Origin of the sequence: Flavobacterium algoriphilum (assembly GCF_048158655.1) — a bacterium.
Taxonomy (GTDB): domain Bacteria; phylum Bacteroidota; class Bacteroidia; order Flavobacteriales; family Flavobacteriaceae; genus Flavobacterium; species Flavobacterium algoriphilum.
On the sequence record NZ_JBLNKY010000005.1, the window covers coordinates 1 to 26171 of the forward strand.

Annotated in this window: 23 protein-coding genes; 11 read left to right on the forward strand and 12 right to left on the reverse strand. The window is 34.7% G+C overall.

The annotated features are described in order from the left end of the window. The 3 genes from ACM55G_RS09715 to ACM55G_RS09725 form a co-directional block, all read left to right on the forward strand. The coding region (locus ACM55G_RS09715; RefSeq protein ID WP_416843721.1) for a T9SS type A sorting domain-containing protein at positions 1–1861 on the forward strand (1861 nt) is incomplete at its 5' end. 726 nt (positions 1862–2587) lie between these two features. After that, positions 2588–4693: a T9SS type A sorting domain-containing protein gene (locus ACM55G_RS09720; protein ID WP_416843722.1), complete on the forward strand. Its 2106-nt coding sequence runs from the start codon at positions 2588–2590 to the stop codon at positions 4691–4693. Between the two features lie 491 nt (positions 4694–5184). Then, entirely contained in the window at positions 5185–7521 is a 2337-nt protein-coding gene (locus ACM55G_RS09725) for a T9SS type A sorting domain-containing protein (RefSeq protein ID WP_416843723.1), read from the forward strand. Between the two features lie 76 nt (positions 7522–7597). On the opposite strand, the gene ACM55G_RS09730 is transcribed toward ACM55G_RS09725, so the two are convergent. Next, positions 7598–8170, reverse strand: a complete 573-nt coding sequence (locus ACM55G_RS09730; protein ID WP_416843724.1) for a DUF1543 domain-containing protein — start codon at positions 8168–8170, stop codon at positions 7598–7600. 89 nt (positions 8171–8259) lie between these two features. Between ACM55G_RS09730 and ACM55G_RS09735 the strand changes: the two genes are divergently transcribed. Continuing rightward, the gene (locus ACM55G_RS09735; RefSeq protein WP_416843725.1) at positions 8260–8754 is read left to right on the forward strand and encodes a hypothetical protein; all 495 of its coding nucleotides are present in this window, start codon (positions 8260–8262) and stop codon (positions 8752–8754) included. Between the two features lie 71 nt (positions 8755–8825). On the opposite strand, the gene ACM55G_RS09740 is transcribed toward ACM55G_RS09735, so the two are convergent. Next, positions 8826–9785: a TerC family protein gene (locus tag ACM55G_RS09740; protein WP_416843726.1), complete on the reverse strand. Its 960-nt coding sequence runs from the start codon at positions 9783–9785 to the stop codon at positions 8826–8828. A 181-nt stretch (positions 9786–9966) separates the two neighbouring features. Then, complete coding sequence (locus ACM55G_RS09745; protein WP_416843727.1) at positions 9967–11001, reverse strand: glutamine synthetase beta-grasp domain-containing protein; 1035 nt, start codon at positions 10999–11001, stop codon at positions 9967–9969. A 375-nt stretch (positions 11002–11376) separates the two neighbouring features. On the opposite strand from ACM55G_RS09745, the gene ACM55G_RS09750 reads away from it, so the two are divergent. Beyond that, on the forward strand, positions 11377–13566 hold the full coding sequence (locus ACM55G_RS09750; RefSeq protein WP_416843728.1) for a glutamine synthetase III family protein: 2190 nt from the start codon (positions 11377–11379) through the stop codon (positions 13564–13566). A 70-nt stretch (positions 13567–13636) separates the two neighbouring features. Here ACM55G_RS09750 and ACM55G_RS09755 read toward each other — a convergent pair whose 3' ends face one another. Next, positions 13637–13918, reverse strand: coding sequence for a DUF4242 domain-containing protein (locus ACM55G_RS09755; RefSeq protein ID WP_416843729.1), 282 nt, complete (start codon positions 13916–13918; stop codon positions 13637–13639). A 330-nt stretch (positions 13919–14248) separates the two neighbouring features. Here ACM55G_RS09755 and ACM55G_RS09760 point away from each other — a divergent pair, with 330 nt between their 5' ends. The 3 genes from ACM55G_RS09760 (at position 14249) to ACM55G_RS09770 (ending at position 16768) form a co-directional block, all read left to right on the forward strand. Continuing rightward, a complete protein-coding gene (locus ACM55G_RS09760; RefSeq protein ID WP_416843730.1) occupies positions 14249–15427 on the forward strand; it encodes an AIR synthase related protein in 1179 nt (392 codons plus the stop codon). A gap of 61 nt (positions 15428–15488) precedes the next feature. Then, positions 15489–15845 (forward strand): hypothetical protein, encoded by a 357-nt coding sequence (locus ACM55G_RS09765; protein WP_416843731.1) that lies wholly within the window; start codon positions 15489–15491, stop codon positions 15843–15845. Between the two features lie 323 nt (positions 15846–16168). Then, entirely contained in the window at positions 16169–16768 is a 600-nt protein-coding gene (locus tag ACM55G_RS09770) for a GNAT family N-acetyltransferase (protein WP_416843732.1), read from the forward strand. 12 nt (positions 16769–16780) lie between these two features. Here ACM55G_RS09770 and ACM55G_RS09775 read toward each other — a convergent pair whose 3' ends face one another. From ACM55G_RS09775 to ACM55G_RS09785, 3 genes are all read right to left on the reverse strand, one after another. Next, positions 16781–17494, reverse strand: a complete 714-nt coding sequence (locus tag ACM55G_RS09775) for a DUF6629 family protein (RefSeq protein WP_416843733.1) — start codon at positions 17492–17494, stop codon at positions 16781–16783. Positions 17495–17707: 213 nt separating this feature from the next. Then, entirely contained in the window at positions 17708–18373 is a 666-nt protein-coding gene (locus ACM55G_RS09780) for a CPBP family intramembrane glutamic endopeptidase (RefSeq protein ID WP_416843734.1), read from the reverse strand. After that, positions 18370–18723 (reverse strand): hypothetical protein, encoded by a 354-nt coding sequence (locus ACM55G_RS09785; RefSeq protein WP_416843735.1) that lies wholly within the window; start codon positions 18721–18723, stop codon positions 18370–18372. Before ACM55G_RS09785 ends, ACM55G_RS09780 begins: the two co-directional genes overlap by 4 nt. A 454-nt stretch (positions 18724–19177) precedes the next feature. Between ACM55G_RS09785 and ACM55G_RS09790 the strand changes: the two genes are divergently transcribed. Further along, a complete protein-coding gene (locus ACM55G_RS09790; protein WP_416843736.1) occupies positions 19178–19495 on the forward strand; it encodes a hypothetical protein in 318 nt (105 codons plus the stop codon). 6 nt (positions 19496–19501) lie between these two features. After that, positions 19502–19855 carry a hypothetical protein gene (locus tag ACM55G_RS09795; protein ID WP_416843737.1) on the forward strand — a complete coding sequence of 118 codons (354 nt, stop codon included), beginning with the start codon at positions 19502–19504 and terminating at the stop codon, positions 19853–19855. Between the two features lie 50 nt (positions 19856–19905). On the opposite strand, the gene ACM55G_RS09800 is transcribed toward ACM55G_RS09795, so the two are convergent. The 4 genes from ACM55G_RS09800 to ACM55G_RS09815 all read right to left on the reverse strand — a co-directional run bounded on the left by ACM55G_RS09800 (position 19906) and on the right by ACM55G_RS09815 (position 23664). Next, positions 19906–20439 carry a GNAT family N-acetyltransferase gene (locus ACM55G_RS09800; protein WP_416843738.1) on the reverse strand — a complete coding sequence of 178 codons (534 nt, stop codon included), beginning with the start codon at positions 20437–20439 and terminating at the stop codon, positions 19906–19908. 202 nt (positions 20440–20641) lie between these two features. Next, positions 20642–21190 carry a hypothetical protein gene (locus tag ACM55G_RS09805; RefSeq protein WP_416843739.1) on the reverse strand — a complete coding sequence of 183 codons (549 nt, stop codon included), beginning with the start codon at positions 21188–21190 and terminating at the stop codon, positions 20642–20644. 372 nt (positions 21191–21562) lie between these two features. After that, entirely contained in the window at positions 21563–23251 is a 1689-nt protein-coding gene (locus ACM55G_RS09810) for a phospholipase D-like domain-containing protein (RefSeq protein ID WP_416843740.1), read from the reverse strand. Positions 23252–23406: 155 nt separating this feature from the next. Next, positions 23407–23664, reverse strand: a complete 258-nt coding sequence (locus ACM55G_RS09815; protein ID WP_416843976.1) for a tyrosine-type recombinase/integrase — start codon at positions 23662–23664, stop codon at positions 23407–23409. 459 nt (positions 23665–24123) lie between these two features. Here ACM55G_RS09815 and ACM55G_RS09820 point away from each other — a divergent pair, with 459 nt between their 5' ends. Further along, entirely contained in the window at positions 24124–24564 is a 441-nt protein-coding gene (locus ACM55G_RS09820) for a hypothetical protein (protein ID WP_416843741.1), read from the forward strand. A 382-nt stretch (positions 24565–24946) separates the two neighbouring features. Here the strand turns inward: ACM55G_RS09820 and ACM55G_RS09825 are convergent, their stop codons facing one another. Next, a complete protein-coding gene (locus tag ACM55G_RS09825) occupies positions 24947–26164 on the reverse strand; it encodes a peptidylprolyl isomerase (RefSeq protein WP_416843742.1) in 1218 nt (405 codons plus the stop codon). Between the last annotated feature and the right edge of the window lie 7 nt (positions 26165–26171).

Below are 26171 nucleotides of genomic sequence, written 5' to 3' on the forward strand. Positions count from 1 at the left end.
TACTTTGGGCTGTAACCCAACAGCGGATGCAATAAATGCAGCGCTTGGAACAGCAACAGCCACCGATACTTGTGGTGCTGTAACTCCGACATTCACCGATGCAACAGTGGTAATCACTGGTTGTTTACGTTCACAAACCAGAACTTGGAACGTTACTGATGCCTGTGGCAACGCAGCTATACCAGTTTCCCGCACAACAACTTGGACTGTGGATTTAGTGGCACCAATTATCATTGCCTTGCCTGTAGTATCAACGATCAATTGTCCAGTCTTGCCTGCCTTTGCGCAAGCTACTGCAACGGATAATTGTGCAGTTGCTTCTTTGACTTTCGCCGATGTGACTACCCCAGGTAACTGTCCGGGTAATTACAGTTTGACCAGAACCTGGACTGCAACAGATGATTGTGGCAACCATTCTTCTGCTTCACAAACAATCAATGTTCATGATAACACCGCGCCAGTAATTGAATGTCCTGCAAATAAGGTAATCAATTCAGGAGATATACCATCGGCAGAGTGTGTAGATTTAGGAGGTGGAGGCGTTGCTACGGTAGATGATAAAACCAGTAATGGACCACCTTTGCAGAATGATAAAGTTGATTTCAGTCAGCCAAGAAATCAAGATCATCCAGAAATTCCGCTTGATTGGACTAATGGTATTAATAACGCGACCCAAGCTGAATATTTTGAAGGTATGGGAGTGCCTCAACGTATAATATTTACCCAATTAAAAGGGAATACCCATACGTTTAGGTTCCGCCATGAAGCGGTTAAACACCAATCAGGCGACAGACATGCTTATGATTTCTTAATGTCATGGGAGCAAGCCATTGCAACTGCGGCAACAATAGGAAATGGTGCTGTAAACGAACTTCAAAACTTGATGGCTCAAACTTGTAATGAGGGAATAAGTGCAACTGCAGGCAATGCTTGTGAAAATTTCACAACCAGTGCTTGGGCAACTGTTACCGATAATATGGGTAATCCTCCAAATCATCACGGAAACAATAGTGTTAACAATGCGATATCATGTTTTGAAAGCACTTATGGAAACAGACAAATCGAGATTGAAGGAAATTCCCCTATAACCAACTTCAATATTGTGTTTGATGGATATTCAGGTAGAGCTGATGGAGATAACTATGCTTGGTACACAGTTACTTGGAAATCGACTTCAGATGCTGTCATGATTAAAATGGCAGGCCGAGCCGCTGTAGGAGAGGGTTCTTGTGGGTATGGCTCTTGTTACGGTGCCGGATCTATTAATGGCGGACCTTATCACTTCAAATTGGAACAACTGGATAATCATTCTTTAGGCAACAGAGACAATCAGGTAATGGTTGAAAAACCATGTATTGTTGATATTCCTGTAACTTTTGATACTCCAACTGTTTCCGACAGCTGTGATCCAAATCCAGTTTTAGAAGTGATTAATAGTGATGTTGTTACTGTTAATCCTGATGGTTCCATTACACATTGTAGAACATGGGAAGCAACAGATGATTGTGCTAATTCATCTAAATGCAGTCAATGTATTACCATAGTTTGTGATGATACAAAAGGATCAAAAGATCCTAAAACTTCAAATATTACTAATGAAACTGCTGGTTTTACAGCTTATCCGGTTCCTTTCAAAGACATTCTTACAATCAGATATGATTTTGATTATGCCTCAGATGTGAAAATTGAAGTGTTTGATGCACAAGGGATTTCAGTACTTTCAAAAACAGATACCAATAGTTATTTGAACAAAGAAATTACGTTACACCTTCATTCCTATAAAGGTCAGGAACAAGTTTATATTGTGAAAGTAACTACCGATCGAGGAAGCAGTGTGAAAAAAGTAATGACTTCCAAGTAGTTTTTTATAATCATCTAGTCCAGAAAAATGAAACGGATTAGAATATAAAATGAAACCTCGAAAGGTAAAATTTTCGAGGTTTTTTATGCTTTTTTTTAGCGTGTTTTTCCAATTAGTGTATAAATTTTTTTATAAATATTAAAAAATTATTTTTATTAATTAATATATTGAAAATCAATGTTTTAAATCAAAAATTAATCAATTATTGCTGCTCTTTTTAGCGTAATAAATTTCTTAATTAAGAGGTTTTTTATCGAATAAATTTGTTCTTTATCTGATTTGTTTTTGCTTTTAAAATTGCATTGTAATTGATTATCTTTAATATAGTAAAAAAAATAATTTAATACTAAGCTGTTTTTGGTAAGCAGTTTAAGGGAAAAAAAGAATTTTGTTATTGTTCCCCGCAATATAATATTCTTTGATAATGTATTGCTTCAATTTTTTTTGAAGTGTTTTTATTACAGTAGGTTTTCTAATCCGAATCGGATAGCTTTCTGTTTTTCTCTTCTTACTTTATTAATTAATTTTAAAATAAGGTTTTTAATTTTTTTTAAAGCTCCTTTCTGGTTAATAAAAGTTTCTTTATTTCCCCAAAGTAAAAAAAAATTTTGATGACGGAGAACTTCATAAATTTTTATGAAAGTGTTTTATTTATCTATGTTTTTATCGATCCCAAGTCCACTGTTTTCCTGCTTTTTAACAACTATGGAGTAAAATTACAGTATTATGAAAAATATTACAATTTCGAATATTTTCGATGTATTATCCCGTAAAATGATTAGTTCCTTTTTAACGAAAGAGAGCGTTTTTAGAAATTTCGTGCTATTTTCATCAATATGCTTCTTGTTTTTTTCTTCACAAACTTATGGACAGTTTGCTAATGTAAACCCACCAACAGGGGGATTTGCTATTGATGGAGGTTTAAGAGCCAATACACCAATTAGCCCTATTCCCTTTGCGAGTAATCAAGGCGATTGGTATCCTGGAACGCTTGCCGGTGCTACAGGTGGATCTGTTTTTGATAATTTAGGAGCAGTGATAGCGCAGGCTACCACTCAAACAAGCGGGCGTTCATATGGCGAGAACTTTAATGGCAAAGACAACGTTTTTACTAATGGTAGTAAATTTAATGATTTTGTATCCTCTTTACGATGGTTTGAGAATTCTGCGCCGGATAAAAACGATATTAACAATGCATTGTATCATGTATCTCGTGACGGCGGTAACAACCAATGGATTTTTATTTCCGGGGATCGTTTGTCTACTAATGGAACCAGTTATATTGATTTTGAATTATTGCAAGGCAGTATCGTCCAAAATGCAAATGGTACTTTTACCGGTACTCCCGTAGCTACTAAGCCAAATGGTGGCGGCAGAACAGAAAATGATGTAATCATTTCTATGGAATATACTAATGGTGGTTCAAAGCCTAATGTATTTATCTACCAATGGAAGGGGAGCGGTAACAATTGGTCCTACCAACAAGTACCATCTTCTGCCGCGTTATTAGCAAATGCATTTGCTGAGACCAACAGAACGGGTTCTGAAACTAATCTGCCCTATTCTGCATTTGGGAGCACCACTTATCAACAATTTGCTTTTGTAGAAGCAGCCGTTAATGTTACTTATCTAACTAATATACTTGGAGGTACAAGTTGCAGTAATCTTAACATAAAAACTTTATGGGTTAAAACTAAGGCTTCCGCTTCGTCAACGGCTGCCCTCAAAGACTTTATCACCCCTATTCCTGTGGATTTAGTTTTTGGCAGCACGGATATTGATCCTATTGCCGCAAAATGTGCAAGCGATAATACAGCTTATCTTTTATCAGCTACACCACCTGGTGGTGTTTTTAGCGGACCAGGATTAAGCCATACTGGCGGTAGCTATTATTTTACACCTTCTAATGCCGGCGGTGCCGGGACTAAAACTATTACTTATGTTACCACTGATGGTAGTTGTACAACGACAGAGCCGATTATGGTGAATACATTACCTACCGCGACAGCAAGTAACAATGGTCCGGTATGTGCGGATACAACAACGATAACATTAAATGAAACTGGTGGGGATGCGGTATCATGGTCTTGGGTTAGTGACGGAAGTGCTACCATAACCAATCCGACAGATCAAAGTCCAATGGCGACAGGATTTATTAATGGAGAGAAATTTACAGTAACCGTTACAAATACTAATGGCTGTACATCAACTGCGAACACTACAATTACAGTAAAGGCAAATCCTGGTACACCAAGTGTTAGTTACACTGCACCTACATGTGATCAAGACACGTTCAGTATTACTGTCTTCAGTGTAACCAATGGTGCTAGTTATACAGTAAAGGACAAAAATGGAAATCCGATTACAGGAATTTCTCCATCAGTACCTTATCAAGCTCCAAATACAACGAATATTGTATTTAGTAATATTCCTGCAGGAAGGGGTTATCAGGTTTCAGTTTCAGTTGGTGATTGTAATTCCGCTGCCAACAGTTGTCCACCAGCGGCTAAACTCGTTAGTTCAGCTCTCAAAGCAAAAGAAGTAATAGCTCCAATCGCGGCGAAAATTGAAACTGCGGGTTTTGACGCGTATCCAGTTCCCTTCAAAGATTTGCTCACTGTCAAATATAATTTTGATTATGCATCTGATGTAAAAATTGAGGTGTTCAATGCACAAGGTATTTCAATACTTTCAAAAATCGATACTAATGTTTATCTAAACAAGGAAATTACGCTAGACCTTCGTATGAACAAAGGAAAAGAACAAGTTTATGTTGTCAAAGTAACTACTAATAGAGGAAGCAGTGTAAAAAAAGTAATATCATCCAGATAAATTTTTAACTAACTATCTGATCCGCAAAATAATAATTTGGATTAGAATATGCCAATAGACCTCGAAAGTAAGATTTTCGGGGTTTATTTCTTCTTTTTTAATTGTGTTTGAAGTTATTTTTATTTAAACAATTTATTGGTGCTAAAAGAATCTAGTTATTGCTCCCCACAATATCACATCCTTTTAATGGCGGATCTATTCAATTTTTTTTTGAAGGTTTTTTATTATGAAATTTTTCAGTCCCCACTCTGCTAGTTTCCTACTTTTAACAAGTATGGTATTAAAACTTTATTATCATGAAAAAAAATTCACTCCTGAGGTTTTTGGAAGTTTTGTTGGGCAAAATTAATTCTTGCTTTTTACCGAAAAATACAATTTATAAATTAAGTTTTTGTAGGTGTAATTGCTTCTTTTTTAGTCCTAAATTAGAAAATAGGATCCTTATAAAAGGATATTCCCATAATAACAGTAGAGTATTAAAAAGTAAGGTAATGTTTCATTATTCAAGAAGCATACTTATTTTTTTAGCAATAAGTTTCTTTAGTTTAAAGACCGCAACTGCGCAAACTTTTCCAGGTTTAAGTTCGTGTACATCTAAAGATTTGGAACTAATTAGCGTAACATTACCAGCCCCTGCTAATGATCTATGTAGTTGTACTGGTGCCAGAAAACTAGTTTTAGGTATTAGAAATAAGACGGGCTCAACAAGAACCTCTTTTGCTTTCTGGGGTACTTTGATTAGACGAAATGCTAATGGTGATCCCATTAATGCTAGCGGTGTTTTGATTCCTGCGGGACAACCAATAGGAGTGAAAATTTTCGCCTGTGCTTCTGATATAAAAAAATCAAGTGATAATTTTTTGCCAACTACATACGGAACCACAGATATAGCGATTGCTTGCAATCAATCATTGGAAATTGTTGATTTATATTTAGCATGGACTTCAGCTTCTCCCGGCGAAACCTGCGATGTTCTGTTCAACAACCCATCAACGATTAATCCTAAATGTGGAACATTACCTTTTATTCCAATTGGTGTTGGTGTAGATGCAGCCTTTGCAATTACTAATGCCACTTGTTCTACAGGAGGTTCAATTACTGTGTCTCCCTCCGGGGGTAAAGCTCCTTACTTGATCTCTATAGATGGTTCTCTATTTACGACTTTAACATCATATTCAAATCTAGTAGCTGGTAGCCATACTTTTATCATTAAAGATGTTAACGGCTGTTCTACAACTAAAACCAGAACTGTGGGGGCTTCTTCAGCGCCAATAGTAAGTGCAGGTGCTCCCTTTACTAAGACATGTACTTTGAATCCAGATGGAATAGCAATCGGTGAAACAAACGATCCACTAGCAACTTATTTATGGAATCCAACGAGCGGTTTGACTTCTTCAACGGCGAGCAATCCAACAGCAAATCCTACGTCAACAACAACCTATACCGTTACTAAAACTACTATCGCAAATGGATGTTCAGCACAGGCAAGTGTGCTTGTAACAGTAGACACAGTAACTCCAGTGGCAGCTGCAGGAAACGATGTAACGATAAATTGTACCACTCCAAGTGCAACATTAGGGGCGACAGGAGGGGTTTCATACTCATGGTCGCCAGCAATGGGATTGAGCGCAACAAATAGTGCTAATCCAACAGCCACACCAGCTATTACAACAACCTATACCGTAACGGTAACAGGAGCAAATGGGTGTACAAAAACAGATGATGTTATAGTGACTGTAGACAAAGCCTTACCGTTAGCCAATGCAGGAAACGATGTAACGATAAATTGTACCACTGCAAGTGCAACATTAGGGGCGACAGGAGGGGTTTCATATTCCTGGTCACCAGCAACGGGATTGAGCGCAACAAATAGTGCTAATCCATCAGCCACACCAGCTGTTACAACAACCTATACCGTAACGGTAACAGGAGCAAATGGGTGTACAAAAACAGACGATGTAATAGTGACTGTAGACAAAGCCTTACCGTTAGCCAATGCAGGAAACGATGTAACGATAAATTGTACCACTGCAAGTGCAACATTAGCTGCGACAGGAGGGGTTTCATATTCCTGGTCACCAGCAACGGGATTGAGCGCAACAAATAGTGCTAATCCAACAGCCACACCAGCTGCTACAACAACCTATACTGTAACGGTAACAGGAGCAAATGGGTGTACAAAAACAGACGATGTAATAGTGACTGTAGATAAAGCTTTACCATTAACTCCAACTGTTTGCATAGTTCAACCATCTCTGTGTAGTACAGATAGAGGAAGTGTTACTATAAATAGTCCGTGTGGTGCGGATTATGAATACAGTATTAAAAACGGTGGCGCCGGAACATGGCAATCAGCGATACACTTTGACAATTTGAATCCGGGGGACGTAACTGGCATAAGAGTTAGAAATAAAAACACTGGTTGTGTTTCGAATGCAGCAAGTTGTGATGTATCCGATTGCTCCATATCACCTTGTCCAGTACCATTAGCTAAAATTGCCAATCCAACTACTAAAACTACATCTGAAATTATTCCGATTGAAACAACGCTAACCGTTAAAACCACAACCGCAGGTTTTGAAGTGTATCCAGTTCCTTTCAAAGACAGACTTACAATCAAATACAATTTTGATTATGTGTCTGATGTGAAAATTGAGGTGTTTAATGCACAAGGTATTTCCATACTTTCAAAAAGGGATACCAATAGTTATCTGAATAAAGAAATTGCGCTAGACCTCAAATTAAATAAAGGAAAAGAGCAAATGTATATTGTGAAAGTGACTACTGATCGAGAAAGCATTGTAAAAAAAGTAATGTCTTCCAGATAATTTTAAAAACTAGTTTTAATTTTAAAGCATCCGTTTGGCGGATGCTTTTTTTGTATATATAATTTTACTACAAAAATTAAAAAGTAATTTTATTTAATTTTAAATAGCCAATATGCAATTCATCTTCTTTTAAATCAGTTTCAGTTTTTATGATTTTCAATGCATATTTTTCTTTAAATTGTTTGTCTAATATATCGGATACATTATAAATATCATCCACCTCTATTATGTATTTATCATCAATATGGGTAATGGCTCCTTTAAAACCACAATGTTTATAGAAAGTAGTTTTCCTAGCATTTTTGGATGCTAATCCTAAACTTTTGGCAACAGAAAGTATTTTATAATGGTATTCTTCAAATTCATTTTCTTTGTAACCACCCAGATTAATAAAAAATAATTTTTCGGAAGCGGTATTTTCGGCTGTGTCTTTGGCAGTAATCTCAATTGAATAATTATTGACTACAGTAACTTCTCTCCAGGCATCAATATGAAGTTTTCCTTTGGCTTCAGGCCAAAAAAATTTCATCTGCGGAATCAAATTTTTTAAAGAATTTCCAATTCCGAAAAAAATATCGTGTTGTTCTGTAAACCTTCCTATTGGCTTACAGCCCAGCATTAGCATGTAAAGTTTTAGTTGTTTTTCCATTTTTAAAAGTTGCATTTTTTTTCGGAAATAAAGTTTGGCACAATTCATGAATATAGATAATAAAATTAACTATTTAAATTTAAAAAAAAATGAAAAAGATATTTACCATTTTAGCCATTGTAGGATTATTTAGTTTACAGAGTTGTACCGTAAACGATGGACCTATAGTAGATAACACGATTAGTGAAGTATTTGAAGTTAACGCATCGTTTACTGCAACGAATGATTACAGTAAATTAATCACTTTTAGTTATCCTATTTATTCTTCGGATGTAGTATTAGTTTACCGATTATCCGGTACTTCACAAGGTAATGACGTATGGAAATTATTGCCTGAAACTCATTATTTTACTGACGGAACATTAGATTTTGGCTATGATCAAGATCATACTACAAGAGATGTAAATGTATTTATGATTGGTAATAATTTGCAAACGGTTTCTGCGGACTTTAGATTGAATCAAGTCTTAAGAGTTGTTATTGTGCCTGCGGGTTATGCCAGTTCAATCAATAAAAATAATTTTGAAGCCGTTATGTCGTCTCTAAAACTTAATGAAAGTCAAATTCAAAAAATTCAACTGTAATTTTAGTTTATAAAGAAAAAAGGAAATCGTAAGATTTCCTTTTTTTATGTTTTTATTTTTAGGATTGCAGATTAACTATTTTCTTCAGCAACTGTTTCTTTTCCTAATTTTATAGATACAATAATTCCGGTCAATAGCGAAACGGCTATAAAAACTAATGATACCCATTCGGGGATTTCTATAAAATCGTGAAGTAACATTTTGAGTCCCACAAAAGTTAAAATAGCAATTAGGCTGTATTCTAAATGAGCAAATTTTTCTAACATATTGGCCAAAAAGAAATACATGGAACGCAACCCTAATATGGCAAAAATATTCGAACTAAAAACTAAAAAAGGATCATTTGTAATAGCCAAAATTGCAGGAACGCTATCAAGTGCAAAGATAACATCCATAACTTCAATAATTACTAATGCTACAAAAAGAGGTGTTGCGGCAGTAATATGTCGTCTTTTTACAAAGAAATGTTCTTCATCGATATGACTAGTGATCGGCATGATTTTTCGTAACGTTTTGTATACAAAAGATTTTTTGGGTTCAAATTTGTCGTCTTCGTTGGTGAAAAGCATCCGAATTGCGGTGTAAACCAGGAATATACCGAAAACATAGGTTGTCCACGAAAATTTATTGATAAGTAAAACACCAAAATAGATCATTAGACCTCTAAAAATAACAGCACCTAGAATTCCCCAAAACAAAACGCGATGCTGGTATTTTCGCGGTATTTTAAAAGAAGAAAAAATTATAGCAATAACAAATATATTGTCTACGCTTAACGATAATTCTATTAAATATCCAGTAATAAATTTTATGGATGCTGCTGCGGGTTTTAATCCATCTGGATTGGAAATATAATTATTACTATATAGCCAATAGATAACTCCGGAAAATAAAAAAGATAAAGTGACCCATATAGCAGTCCATTTACCAGCTTCTTTAGAACTAATAATATGTGGCGTTTTATTAAAAACACCTAAATCGAGAGCAAGAAATAGTAAGATGGCAGCTAAAAATGAAATCCAGACAATCATATATTAAGTTATTAATTATACGTTTGGTAAAGATACTTTTTGATTTTTTAAATTTGAAACTTATTTAAAATAAAGTAGTGGTTAGAAAAATATTCCTGTCGATGTCTAATCCTAAAAAAAAAAGTGCCATCACAAATGAGGGCACTTTTTTTATAAACTAATCAAGTTTAAAAATAGATTCTTATACTAAAACTGAATCTTCAATTAAAACAGATTTTACAGTTTTTACAATTCTGGCAGCAATTTTGTATGGATCACCGTTAGATGCTGGTCTTCTGTCTTCCAACCATCCTTTCCATCCTTTTTGAACAGTAATTAATGGAATTCTGATTGAAGCTCCTCTATCAGAAACTCCATAAGAGAAATCATGGATAGAAGCAGTTTCGTGTTTACCAGTTAAACGTTGGTCATTATAAGCTCCGTAAACAGCAATATGTTCTGCAGTTACAGGTCTAAATGCCTCACATATTTTTTCGTAAACTTCTTGAGAACCACATGTTCTTAATGTTTCATTAGAGAAATTAGCATGCATTCCAGATCCATTCCAATCAGTATCACCTAATGGTTTTGGATGGTAATCAATATAATAACCGTATTTTTCAGTTAAACGATCTAGTAAATACCTAGCAATCCATATTTCGTCACCTGCTTTTTTAGCTCCTTGAGCGAATAATTGAAATTCCCATTGTCCACAAGCAACTTCTTGATTGATACCTTCAAAGTTAATTCCGGCAGCAATACACAAATCAGCGTGCTCTTCAACTAAGCCTCTTCCATGTGTGTTTTTACCACCTACTGAACAGTAGTACATCCCTTGTGGTGCAGGGTATCCTCCAATTGGAAATCCTAAAGGCAATAAAGTTTTAGTATCCATAATGAAATATTCTTGTTCGAAACCAAACCAGAAATCACCATCATCATCAATAGTAGCTCTACCGTTAGAAGAGTGAGCAGTACCATCCGCATTCATAACTTCTGTCATTACCAAGTATCCATTGATACGTGTAGGATCTGGATAAATAGCAACAGGCACTAATAAACAATCAGATGAACCACCTTCTGCTTGTTTTGTAGATGAACCATCAAATGACCAGTTTCCTATTTCTTCTAATGTTCCTTTGAAATTTTCGTGTTCTTCAACTTTGGTTTTACTTCTTAAATTTTGAGTTGGTTCGTATCCATCTAACCAAATGTATTCTAACTTTATTTTAGCCATAATAATATAAATTTATTTCCTTTTTGATGATTTTCTTTTGCAAATATAAATTAATTTGTGGATGTCGTAAAATCAGGGGGTAATTTTTATTTAATCAGGTATAATTTTTAGCATTACTTCATTTTTTTAGGGGTATATTTAAAAAAATGCAATTTTAATTAGTTATAAAAATTAAATTCACAATGCTGGTTTTTTAGTCATTAATAAATAGTTAAGATTTTTATTACTTCAAATGTGAAATGATTAATTTTTTTAATTTTAATTCTAGGTTAAAAAAGAAAGTTAATATATGTAAATGAGAAGATTAAATTATTACCGGAATGAATTATATTTGTGTGTATTTTAAATCACGATTAATATTTTAAATTTATAATTATGTCAACACTACGTTTTCAAGCTTTGAGAGAAGCTTCAACCAGAACGCCAGTTCAATTTGAAGAGACTGATAGAAAATCAACTATTTTTGGTGCAAATGTGTTTAATGAAAAGGCAATGAAGCAATATTTGACTTCGGATGCTTTCAAAGGAGTACAAGGTGCCGTTCAGCATGGAACTAAAATAGATAGAAAATTAGCGGATTATATTGCGATGGGAATGAAAGAGTGGGCCTTATCAAAAGGGGTTACTCATTATACACACTGGTTTCAACCGCTTACAGGAACAACTGCTGAAAAACATGATGCTTTTTTTGAAACATCATATGACGGTAGTGATCCGGTAGAAAAATTTGGTGGAGCTCAATTAGTACAACAAGAACCGGACGCTTCTAGTTTTCCAAATGGTGGGATTAGAAACACCTTTGAAGCAAGAGGATATACGGCTTGGGATCCAACATCTCCAGCATTTATTTTTGGAACTACATTATGTATTCCAACCGTTTTTATTTCTTACACAGGAGAAGCTTTAGATTATAAAACCCCTTTGTTGAGAGCTTTAATGGTTATGGATGAAGCCGCTACCGAAGTATGTAAGTATTTTGACAAAAATGTAAAAAAAGTTACTGCAACACTGGGATGGGAGCAAGAATATTTCCTAGTTGATAGAGCATTAGCAAATTCTCGTCCTGATCTTATGATGACAGGAAGAACTTTGCTTGGACATACTTCTGCTAAAGGACAACAATTAGACGACCATTATTTTGGTTCTATTCCAACACGTGCGTTAACCTACATGAGAGATTTAGAACAGGAATGTATGTTGTTAGGAATTCCAGTAAAAACGCGTCATAATGAAGTTGCTCCAAATCAATTTGAGTTAGCGCCTATTTTTGAGGAAACTAATCTAGCAGTAGACCATAACTGTTTGTTAATGGATGTGATGGAAAAAGTAGCTGAACGCCATGATTTCAAAGTGTTATTTCATGAAAAACCATTTAAAGGAGTCAACGGTTCAGGGAAACATAACAACTGGTCATTAGCAACAGATACTGGGGTTAACCTGTTAAGTCCAAGTAAAACACCAATGAGTAATTTACAGTTTTTGACTTTCTTTATCAACACAATCAAAGCAGTAAATGATAATGAAACATTATTGAGAGCGGCGATTGCATCAGCGAGTAATGATCACAGACTTGGTGCAAATGAAGCGCCACCAGCAATTATCTCTGTGTTTATTGGAGAGCAATTAACTAAAGTTTTAGCGGAATTAGAAGGTGTAACTACAGGGAAATTATCACCTGAGGAGAAAACCGACTTAAAATTAAACGTAGTAGGAAAGATTCCCGATGTACTTTTGGATAATACAGATAGAAATAGAACATCACCATTTGCCTTTACAGGAAATAAATTTGAGTTTAGAGCTGTTGGTTCAACGGCAAACTGTTCTAATGCAATGACTACTTTGAATGCTATTGTTGCTAAACAATTGAGAGACTTTAAAGTAGAAGTCGATGCTTTGATTGAATCTAAAGACATGAAGAAAGACGATGCAATCTTTAACGTTTTAAGAGAGTATATCAAACAATCTAAAAAAATCCTTTTTGAAGGAGATGGATACAGTGAAGAATGGGAAATCGAAGCAGGAAAACGTGGATTGAGTAACTTTAAAACAACTCCTGAAGCTTTAAAAGCTAGAATTTCTAAACAGTCTCTAGATTTGTTTTCTCAATTGAATATCATGAATCATATCGAGGTGGAAGCGCGTTACGAAATTGAATTGGAGGAGTACACTAAGAAAATTCAAATTGAAGGAAGAGTTTTAGGTGATATTTCAAAAAATCACGTAATTCCAACTGCAATTCGCTACCAAAATACTTTGATTACCAATGTAAAAGGGTTAAAAGATATTTTTGGATCGGACTTTGAAACAATTGCTAAAGAGCAGATAATCTTGATTAAAGAGATTTCAGGACACATAGAAGGAATCAATTCTAAAGTTGAAGAGATGACTAACGAAAGAAGAATAGCAAACAATTTGACCGATGCGCAAGAAATGGCAGAAGCCTATTGTAATAAGGTGAAACCATATTTTGAAATCATTAGAAATCACTGTGATAAACTAGAATTGCTGGTAGATAATGAACTATGGACATTAACTAAATATAGAGAATTATTGTTTACAAAATAATATATATTCAATCTCATAAAAATGCCTATCCGTTTTGGATAGGCATTTTTTAGCTTAATGCATTTAATTTTTACACGGTTTGTTCTGCAGTTGTTGGGTCAATGGTTGTAAATATTTGACTTATCGAATTTGCAGGAAATCCTCCTAGCTTTGCATGTTCGCGAATGATTTCCTCGTTGGGAGCGATATAGGTACAATAGATTTTGTCAGCGGTTACTTGGCTGTTGACCCATTGAATTTGAGGTCCCATTTTACCCAGTACTCCACAAGAAGTTTGTGAAATGGCTCTTAACTGATCGGCAGTAAGGTTGCCTGCGCCGGGAATTTCTCTTTCAATTACATATTTAGGCATGATGTTGTGGTTTTTTAGTTTCCTACTCGTATGGCTTTTCGGTAAGGCCCCGTTTTTTATAGTGGTCCCTGTTTTCCACTTTTCTAAGCTTAATTCATGTTTTTAAATTTGTTATAATAATGGTGTTTGTTTATCCATTTGTCTTTTTTAATTATTATAAAGTGCTGACATATAAAATATTAATGTAAATTTAATGAAATAAATTCACATTCGATTTACTGATTACTGTTTTAACTAAACACTTGAAAACCCGATAGGCAAAACCCGAAAAAATAATTATCTTTGCGGCAAAACCCATCTGCCCTAAAGCAGATTACACAACTAGACTACATGAGTTCAGATACTTCAAAAAGATATGCGCTTCGCGGTGTTTCGGCATCTAAAGAAGACGTGCATAACGCCATAAAAAACATTGATAAAGGATTGTTTCCTCAAGCATTTTGTAAAATTGTTCCTGATTATTTAACCCAAGACGAAGCGTATTGCCTTATTATGCATGCTGACGGAGCGGGAACTAAATCTTCTTTGGCATATATGTATTGGAAAGAAACAGGAAATATCTCTGTTTGGAAAGGCATTGCACAGGATGCATTGATTATGAATATAGATGATTTATTGTGTGTAGGAGCAACGGATAATATTTTGCTTTCCTCCACTATTGGTAGAAACAAAAACCTTATTCCTGCCGAAGTAATTTCGGCAATTATCAATGGAACCGAAGAGTTAATCAAAGAACTGGATTCTTTTGGCGTGACCATTCATTCCACAGGAGGTGAAACGGCTGATGTAGGCGATATCGTTCGAACTATTATCGTAGATTCTACCGTTACCGCTCGCATGAAACGTTCTAAAGTAATTGACAATGCCAATATTAAAGCGGGTGATGTAATTGTAGGTTTGGCTTCTTTTGGTCAGGCTACTTACGAAAAAAGCTATAATGGCGGAATGGGGAGCAATGGATTGACATCGGCGCGTCATGATGTTTTTGGGAAATATTTGGCCACCAAATATCCGGAGAGTTTTGATGCTGCAGTTCCGGAAGAATTGATTTATTCCGGACAGGTAAATCTTACTGACTCAGTAGAAAACTCACCAATCGACGCAGGTCAATTAGTGCTTTCGCCAACCAGAACGTATGCGCCTATTATCAAGAAAATTTTAGATCAATATACTGCCCATGAAATTCACGGAATGGTGCATTGCAGTGGAGGAGCACAAACCAAGATTTTACATTTTGTACAAAATCTACACATTATAAAAGACAATTTATTTCCGGTTCCACCATTGTTTCAACTGATACAAGAACAATCCCAAACCGATTGGAAAGAAATGTACCAAGTTTTTAATTGCGGACACCGCATGGAAATATATGTTCCCGAAGCTATTGCCCAAGACATTATTGCGATTTCAAAATCGTTTAATGTTGATGCGCAAATCGTAGGTAGAGTAGAAGCAGCAGATTCTAAAAAATTGACAATTACCAGCGAATACGGAACTTTCGAATATTAAAAAACTTTAATTAATTGCTGATTTTCAATCTATTAAATTTTCAATTTTTCAATTTTTTTAAATGTACGAATTACTTTTTTGGAAATACCAGGACGGCATTTATCTAAACCATCACTTGGTTTACGAAGCCATTATTGAGGAACAAGAAGTAGCAGGTCTCGAAGAACTTCCTGTGACTGTGATTCTCAACAGGATTAATACGCTGTTCTCTCACTGGGAAAAAGTAGATGACAACAGTTGGAAAAATAACAAAGGGAAAGGCGCTTTTCAAATAAAAACCACTCCTCAAAGCATTCAAATCGATTGCTATGGAACCGAAGGAAAAATCATGAATCAATTGGTAGATGCATTGGCAGAGTTCAATTGTCCACTTTACGATCCCCAAGTTCCAGAGCGTTACGACGAAATGAGTGAGTAGTATTTTTAGGAGCTAATCCAGCTAACCGTTTCAAGTCCGCGCATAAAATATTATTTTTTCTAAGTCATAAAAGGAGCTTCCGTTGGTCGCTCTTTTATAACAAGAAAAATTAGTATTTTATACTTTGGGCTTTTCTCTTTTATCTGGGCTAAGATATCAGCGATTATCTATGAAGGGGTTGTTATTTCATTTATGAATTCAAAAGAGTCCCGCTTAAATGGACTTATATTCCTTATATGTTTAAAAAAGCGTACTAAATGTTTTAGATTTCAATACTCATAGTTAGGTATGTCTTTTTTTTATAAATTAGCCCAAAAAAGATCATGTCTGTTTCTCAATTCCTTGAAAATACAATACTCGAAGACGAATCAATTTTACTGCGTCCTTTACAGGAAACGGATGTCGAAAATTTATTGGAAATATCCCTCAACGAACCTGAAACTTGGGAATATTCTTTAGTGCGTGCAAACGGCAAAGAAAATCTGGAAAACTACATCAAATTAGCCTTAAAAGCCAAAGAAAATCAAACCGAATACCCCTTTATTGTTTTCGATAAAAATTCAGGAAAATATGCTGGAAGCACTCGTTTTTACGATATTAATTTGGCATTCAAAACCCTGCAACTAGGATACACTTGGTACGGTAAAGATTTCCGAGGCACCGGACTTAACAAACGCTGTAAATTTTTGCTATTGCAATTTGCTTTCGAAACCCTAGGAATGGAACGTGTAGAATTTCGTGCGGATAATAATAACCAGCGAAGCATTGCCGCCATGAAAAGCATTGGCTGTACTGTAGAAGGCGTCATGCGAAATCACATGCCTACTTTTGGTAGTGCAATTCGTAGAGACAGTATTATTTTAAGTATTCTTAAAAATGAATGGTTCGATAGTGTGAAAGAAAACTTGAAGAATAAATTATGATAAATCTAAATTTCAGGTTTTAATACGGGTTCCCTTATTATGATCATCACAATAGTATCTGGAATAGTATTTGGAATGTTTTTTACTCGGATTTTTAATTTCATCCATAACGATTAGTACTGATATACTAATAATCAAAGAAAAGAAACACCAAATCGAAACGATATAATCTACATACAAAATGGTTGTGATGATATAGGAAATTATCAGGGTAATGCTTAAAATCCACATTTTTTTGATCTCTGAGAATAGTGGTGGAGCAACAGTGGCAATGATATAAAGTAGGTCGCCATAAGAGCTAAATGCTATTGGATACCCTTGTAGGTAGGAGATATGGTGTCCAATAATTTTGGCTTCTACAGAATAATTGATCAAACAATACCCCAGATATAAAGCTACTGATAAGCCTATTACTACCAGTACCCACTGAAAAAGAATGTTCTCCTCTTCTTTTTTGAGTTTCAAGGATGCAAAAGGAATCCATAAGGGCCAAACCACTTGAGCAAAAAACAAAAAGGTATAGGTTGAGACTTGTTGCAATGGGGCGAAATAAGGTTTGGTCAATGCTAACCATAAAAAGCCCTCAGAAATCTGTTGGACACAAAAAATAATCGGGATGCAGGCAAAATAAATTTCAGAAGGTTTTTTTACTTTTTTTAGTACCGCAACACTTATCGCTGCAAGAACAATACCCGCTGTAAAACTGGTAGTAGCTGAAAAATACATAGGCTTTAGTTTTTAATGATTTATGACTCTGAATATGCCATTAGGCACCGAATATTGGTAGAAAACGATAACCAATATGTATTTAGCGTACCTATGATATGGTACGTTGACAAATTTTGACCCCAATTAATACTACCAATATTCAGTAGCTAATGGCACAAAAAAAACAGACTTTCAACCCTTGATTTGTATTGTTAATTTTAAGTTTATTAATTACCACACCCACCATGGCGCTTGCAGGACTTCGGCATAAACAACCAGATCGAAAATGGCATGCGTAATAATAACAGGCACGATGCTTTTTGAATAATGCTTTAAAAATCCAAGTACTATATAAGCCGTAAATGACCATATAAAAAAAGCTACAATGTTTTGTTGATGTATTGCCACAGGTGAAAGGAATAGACAAGCTTTGTAAGATGCATGAGCAAATGCAGCAAATACTACGGCAAAATCTGTATTTAACTTGCTAATTTGACCTTGTATGAAACCACGAAAAACTAATTCTTCGATTGCAGCAACACTTACTGCCACTAATACAAATGTCCTAATATCTGCAGGTAGAACAGGCATTCCCAGATGGCCTCGGTAATAAATTGCCGCAATAATACCAAGTTCAAGACCAATAACAATTTGAATAAGCATTTTTAGTGAGAAAAGATTCTTAAATATAAGCCTGAATGTTACCGTAGGGGAATCGATATCACGGCTTATAATAAAAGCGACCATTATCAAAGGAATAAAAGCGACCGCTTTAAATGGAAAAGGGTAGGTGATTAAATAGGCAAACACCATAATTTCAGCACTGCTGATTACTGCATCTAGGACTCCTTTTTTGGTTCGTCTCGGTATCGCTTTAACTTGATCGGAATAGTTCATTTTTTCTCCTTTTTAAATGATTTTTTTAATAATTTTCTTGGAAAAACTAAACTGAACAAAAATACTGTAGGCACTAGCAAAAGCAGCCATCCTGAACCCATACAAGCTCCTTTTTCAGCAATTATAACTCCATAATATTTTTTATCGGAAGGTAATTCAACAGAACTGTAATTTTCTGAAAAGCTTATAATATGGCCTTTGTCAAAAAGCTTTACAAAAGCAAAACGTTGCTCTCCTTTAAATTGATAAGTAACCCATAACAATAGCGCCAATAGTAATGCCACGAGTACAATGGATATCCAGCTAATCGGTTTTGGTTTAGTACTTATACTGTCTTGAAAGGTGTTCATAACGTAGTGGTTTAGGTATTAATAGCTTGGTTAGAACCATAGAAACAAATTGTGTGCACTTTGTCATTATGTCATTATTGTAAACGGATTAAAATGTAATAGGGTTATTGAAAATGGAAATGCTTAAAATGATTCCTAAAATACAATGAGGAGTTACACCCATCATTTTTTTTAACAATTGATTTATCCTGTAAGTTAGTTAAATTGATATTCCAACCTAACTTGTAAAAAATAATAAGATTTTGGGGATAGTAGGATTCTAAAATGAGAATTCCTTCATAAGAGCTAAATTAAAAATAAATTTCGACTCCAGCAACTGAAAATCAGTATATTATAAAATAAATTTATAAAGTAAGTTTCTTTAATAAACCTCATTTAGAATTACTAAAACCCAGTTGATTTTAGATCTTATTTAATTTGTTGAAAATAAAGCTATTTAGCATGTTCTAAATCTATGGGTATGCCCAATGCTTTTAGAATAAAGCCTGAAAATGTTTTGGACGAAGTTAAAATCGTTGCTAAAAAGAAAAATCAAACACCTATATTCTATGGAATTCCAGACAATAGGTATGTTCCAGACGAAAGTGTAGCTACATTTATCGATATTATAGCACAAAAAATTCCAGGCGTCATTTCTTATGATGACTCAGTTCGTTTTATGCGTTTTGATGGAGAACCGCTTTTTTTATTAAATGGTACTACAGCGTTTAAGACCGAAATAGACTTTATTCAACCAAGCGATGTTGAAAAAATAGATGCATTAAAAGTATAAGCAACAATGTTTTATGGGGCAGAAGCGGCTAATGGTATTATTGCGGTTTATACAAAACCAAGAACAAAACCATTTGAAAAAGGAGGTTTTCATTCTATTAAAAAAGAAATTGACGGCTTTTACACGGCACGTGTTTTTTATTCACCAAATCCAGAACAAGCCCAAACAGCGTTAGATAATAAAGCAGAGGTAAGAAACACGCTTTATTGGAATCCGTATGTGCATCCAGACAAAACAGGTAATGCCAGTGTGAGTTATTTCAACACCAAAGTTGAAACTAAAGTAAAAGTAGCTTTAGAAGGGATAACCGTAGCTGGAATTCCTGTAGTCAAAAACACCTATTATACCATTAAAAAATAAGAGCTTTTTTTAATAGTTTTATGAGTATAGCTTATTAATAGCTCTTATTGTCACTTTGATTGTATCAAAGTAAAAATATTTAAGTCAGGGTTTTCTTTGTAGGCCTCTTTGGATTGAAGAAAATTAAATTTTGTCAATAGTTTAGTTGAATTCTGATTTCCTTTATGAGTACACGCTACAATTTTTTGAAACTCCAATGTCTGAAAAGCATAGTCAATAACTTCTTCTGTTGCTTCTTTCATTATTCCTTGCCCTTGAAATTTTGTCATAAGTTCATACCCGATTTCACAACTATTTTTTTCGTCTGAAAAGTCAAAAAGGCAAATGGTCCCAACAAATGTTTTGGTCGTTGTCAAGCTAATTACCCAATAAATGGAGTTGTTGTTTTTAATGGTATCATTAACCTTGTTGATAAAGTTCATTGCATCTTCAATTGTCTTGCTTGGTTCTCTGTCAAGATATTTGTTTATTTCTGTGTCTGAACGCAAAGTAAAAATATCTTGCCCGTCCTCAGTTGATAATTGTCTAAGAGTTAGCCTTTGGGTTGTCAAAATTGGAAAAGGTGTAAAATTTCTGTTTACCATTTTATCATATTTAATTCGTCAAAGTTGTGGGGTGTCATAGTCTGACGTTTCGCGGGCTTGCCTGCGTTGCGGCAAAAACGAGCTGCGTTCTTTCCGCTAAGATAGATTTTTTTTGAGACGTTAGAGCCGGTTTTAATTGCCATTAGCTCCGCTCCGTTCGGCTTGCAGCCTCGGATGTCGCTAATCGCGAGGCCCCTAATCCTCAGCAACGTTTATTTTTGCTAAAGTCACGTTTAAAAAGGATCTTATTATTTCGCGCAATATAGTCGCCCGATATAATCAAATAGGGATGATTAGGCGAATACCCTGCGCTGCGGCTTCTTACAATTATTTTGTCGTTAACTTTCAGGCTATTTAACTGCTGAAAATCCTTAGGAATAAATTGCATCATGTATTCTTCGCCATTAATCCGGACGATAAGCCATTTTGGTCCTGATGATTTCCCGTTTGCGCGCTGAAAAGTAACAGAGGTTACCACGGCCTCCATATTGGTGAAAGCTTTTATGTACTTCTTTATTTTGTCATAACTGGCGTGCACTTTTTTACCTTCAGGAGAAACCTCCCATTCTTTGTACTTTATACCGTCAGGAGAAGCCTCCCATTTTTTCCTGTCATCCAGGTCGGCTTTCCTGTTAGCAATGGACAGCGGCTTTGGGGATGGCTTAGTTTCATTTTTAATTTCACGATTAGCAAATACGAGTCCGCTCACCACAGCCAGCAGTAAGATCAGAAAATAGATGGTTTTTTTCATATGATTAATCCTTTTAAATGATGCTGCGAATTGGATTGTAAATAAAAATGTAAATTTAGTAAATAAATCGTAAATAGTATTTACTGAAACAATCCCTGTAATTTTACTACAGGAGGAATGGATACGTAAACTTGGCTTCAATGTTGAAGACCATTTTATTGTTTCCGAAAAGAAAGGACAGCAGTTTACATAAAAACTAGAACGGTTTGCGCTATGACGGATAACCACCCAGAATTACTGCTAACGTCCCGCTGCTTTGAGATTCCTGGAAGTTCGTAACCGCTCAATTTTCGGCTTAACGAAAATATGATGCGAAACGGTAATTCCACTAAACTCCAGCTATATCAAAACAGCTGTTGGCTGTCTGGCATTTTATTTAAATTCTATTTCTTTTGGAATTGGAAAACCTACTTTTTTAAACATTTCCAATTTCCATTTACTTTCTTCGATTTTCCACTTTTTCATTCTAAACTTTGTACTTGACATCAATTGTCTCATTTCACTAATCTTATTTTTAAATGTTTCAGTTGCTTTGTCTTGTTCTGATTGTGATTTTTTATCCCAATCAGTAATGATTTTCCACTTTTCAATTACATTCTCAATACTTTCTCTTTCATTCTGTTTTTGTCTTTCCCATTCAATATTGTTCCTTTTTAAAACTTCTCCAAGTAATGTTTCTCTAACCGGATGCAAAAAAACTTTCTTTTTTCCTCTAGAACCAGTAAGTTTTAAAGTAATTTGGTCATTAATCCACTTGCCTAAATATGTTTTTTGTTTAGGAAGTGTATTATAATTTTCTTTATTTTCGTAATATTCTTCTAATTCTAATAAATTTTCTGTCCATTTATCCTCGTTTGCCACACTTTGATTTCCGAAATTTTCTGGAACTTCCCAAAGAAAATTTATAGATTTCATTTTTTCTTCTTCATAATTCCAATCCCATTTTGGTGTTTCGAGTTCTTTTCTTCTTCTTTTTTGTCGAACACACCAAACACCAAGTTCAAAATATGGTAAATCTTTATTCTTTGTATTTGGAACATACGTGAAGTCTAAATGGCTTTGATACTTGTTCTTGAATTCGACTAATTCTGCAAATTTTTTATCCCAAAAATATCTGATTTGTCCTTCCCAAGCGTTTCCAATTGGAAACCCAACATCAATTAGCTGACTTGCCAACTCATAAGGTAAAGAATCTACTTTAATTAACTCTTTTATTCTATTATACCACCGAAATAAATCTGGCTCCGCATTATGTTTTGCAACAGCTCCAGTAGTTTTAATATCTCTTTTGTAAACTATATATTTTTCTAAAAAATATTGAAAATTTTCATAATCACTTGTTGAAATCGCAATTGCTTTATTTTTAGATAATTTATTGTCAGGTTCTTCACCTTGTCCAAATTCATTTTCAAAAAATGGAGTTGTAATAAACTTTTCATTTGGATTCTCACCGTCATTAGATTGAATTTCTTTTGATTGACCTGATTTAATTTGGGAATATAATAAACCCATTTTATCATATTTTTCAATTAATTCCTTATCTAATTTAAAAACATTTTCATCTTTTAAACTTATAATTCCGTCAAAATATTCTTTTATTTCTTTTACTAATTTTCTGCCTTGTTTATCTGTTTCTGTTCTAAAGTCAAGTTGAACAGAGGCTTCAATATTGCTTAAAAAACCTGAATTTGTTAAATTTGAAGAACCTATAATAATCCTTGAATATGTTTTTCCCTCAAATAGAAAAAGTTTCGGATGATAAGTAATAAACTCTTCGTTTTTATGATAAATAAACGCATCAATATTATTTTCAAGCAATATTTCTAAAGATTGTTTTGAAGTTCCTTTATTGTCAACTCCAATAAAAAAAACTACTTTTTTATTTTTTTCTTTTGCTTCTAATAGAAATTTCAATAATTTATTTACACCTGAAATAGCTGTAAAAGCGACAAACCCAATAAACACATCAAAATTTGGACTTACTAGTGATGTTGCAATTTGGTCTCCAACATTTAATTTGTTGTTTTTATTTAATCCGTGTCCTATGAAATCTACTTGCATATTTTCTTAAAGGTTATTTTTATGCGCAATTTTCAGATATGCTTGCAGCCAACTTATACATAGGCGCTACAAAATAGCGCATATACATCTCATTTTGGGTGGATAGGCGCTACTGTGTAGCGTATTACTTTCAAATATACACTTTAATTTTTATCTTACAAATCATCAAATGGACCTTTTATTTGTTGGATACTTTTGGTACTCACATGGGTGTAAATTTCTGTAGTTTTACTGCTATTATGGCCTAGTAATTCTTGTATATAACGCAAATCGGTTCCGCTTTCTAGTAAATGAGTGGCGTAACTATGTCGCAACCAATGTAGTGTAGCTGGTTTTGTAAGTTGGCCTTTATGTAATGCTTGTTTGAGACAGCAATACTTCTTATGGTATTGAAGCTGTTTTGCGTGAGGGATTACGTCACTTTTTTGATGTTTCTTAGGAGTTCAGTGAACTTCGTTTGCAGTGAAAATCCTTTTATGAAGCACAGCGGAATAAATGATTACTTTACAATACTTTCATTTTGAGTTGAGTTCAATGAACTTGTTTGCAACTAATAGCCCGACCCGATTTTTCATCCTGTCACGCCCAAATTCTTACTTTTGGAAGGCTGATTTGAGTTTTTGTAGCACTAATTTTTAAATAAAAAAGGTAGTGGAATTTGCGAAAAACTTTGCGAACTTTGCGGTCAAATAAATGAATGAGAAATGCGCGCAACGCAAATTTGAAATAAACACCGATAGCGCGATGCAAATTACACATTCCTTTAAAAAAAATATAAACTACCTATGAAATCGCCATGACAACATTTGTCGCAAACACCAATGAAGATCTGGCGATACCATATTCCATTAAAAAACAAATATAAACTACGTATGAAAATAAATCCAAAAAACGGAATTGACAAGCTCATTTTCGGAATGAAACAAAGTGATGTAACTGCTATTTACGGCAAACCAGACAGGAATTACAAGGACGAAGATGACAATGTGATTTTTGCCTACAATAAACTTAAAACGCGTTTGACTTTCTATGTGGAGGAAGAATTCAAATTAGGGTATATCGTGGCTTCGAGTCCGGAACTGGAGTTATTTGGATATAAAATTATCAATAGAAAAATCAGCGACGTCAAGAAAGACTTGGCTGCCAAAGGAATCACTAAATTCACTCAGGAAGAATTCGATACTTTCGAAAACTATTTCAACGAGGAAAACTGGATTATCTTTCAAACGGAATTTGATGAGGTCGTGAAATTTGAGATTGGTGCAATTTTCAATCAAAAAGACGAATTCGACTGGAAATTTGGAAAGAAATAATCTCCTTTCTGATTGGCGTTTTATAGCACACAGATAACACGGATCTTACAGAAAAACACGGATTTTAAAGGTTTTTACAATCAGTGTAAATCCGTCTAATCGTGTGCTGATTTTTTGCGGTTAGTATCCATTCGGAATAATTTAAAATAATAAACCCAACAATTCATTTTACTGAGAACTGTCGGGTTTTTTATTGCATACTTTTTTAGAATTAGCTGTTATCGAATTAAAAACTTAAATGAACTTAATTCCTTATATGTTTTAAAATCTAACCATATAAGGAAGTTCATTTAAGGCTTGAGTGAAATTTAAAATAGTAGCGCATAAAAAACCCGACAGGTTACTAAACGTGTCGGGTTTGTTTATTATATGCTTTTGAGAATTACTGTTTTGGAGCCGGTTGTTTTTCAAATATTTCCAATTCGAAAATAAGATTTGCATTTGGAGGAATCACGCCTCCTGCACCACTTGAGCCATAGGCCAAATTTGATGGGATAAAAATTACCGTTTTGTCTCCAAGAGACAATAGGCTCAATCCTTCCAAAAATCCAGGAATCATTCCGTCTTTTTTACCTGCTTGAAAAGGGAAGGCTTGGTATCCGTTTTGAGCGGCTCTGTTAGCATCGTATTTTCCGTAGGCTTTGCTTACGTCTTCATAACTGCTGTCAAATAAGGTTCCATCTTCAAAATAACCGGCATAATGAAAATAGAAAGTCGTTCCGTCAGTAGGTTTTACACCGCTCCCTTTTTGGATTATTTTATAGGCTAAGCCTGAAGCTGTTGTAGTTGCGGTTGCTTTATTCGTTTTAAATTCAGCTACTTTAGCAGTGATTATGCTGCCGTATTTTTCAAAATATGCTTTTTTCTCTTCGGTAATAATTGCAGCTTGCTTTTTTTGGTTTTCAGCATCAATTAAAGCTTGTTTCTTACCATCTTCGGCTTTGTTGCCATAATAGTCTGAGAATACTTTTGGGGCATTAAATTGTTTTGCTAAAGCTCCTTTTCTAATAATGGTAATTTTCTTGATAACATCATCTTGCGCAATCAAGTTTACAACGTTCATTCCTTGCGTTACATGACCAAAAATAGTGTGTTTCCCGTTTAACCAAGGGGTGTCTTTGTGTGTGATAAAGAATTGGCTTCCATTGGTAGTTGGACCTGAATTGGCCATAGCCAAAATACCGCTTTTGTCAAATTTCAAATCGGTAAACTCATCTTTGAATGCAAAACCGGGGCCACCAGAACCGTTTCCGGATGGATCGCCGCCTTGAATCATGAAATCTTTAATGACGCGGTGGAATTTTAACCCATCAAAAAATGGTTTTCCTTTTAGTTTTTCATCGGCTACAAAAGCATTTTTTCCTTCGGAAAGTGCTATAAAGTTAGCTACGGTAACTGGTGTTTTTTTGTATTCCAGCTGAACGGTAATATCTCCTTTAGTAGTAGTAATAGTGGCGAAAATCCCTTCAACTGCTACGGGAGCTTTTTTTACAGGAGCTTTTACTGCTGTTACCGGTTTTTTAGCAGGAACAGGTTTCTTAGTTTGAGAATGTACGGTTAGCATTCCTAAGAATAATAAAATTAGAATTTTAAATTTCATTTGATAA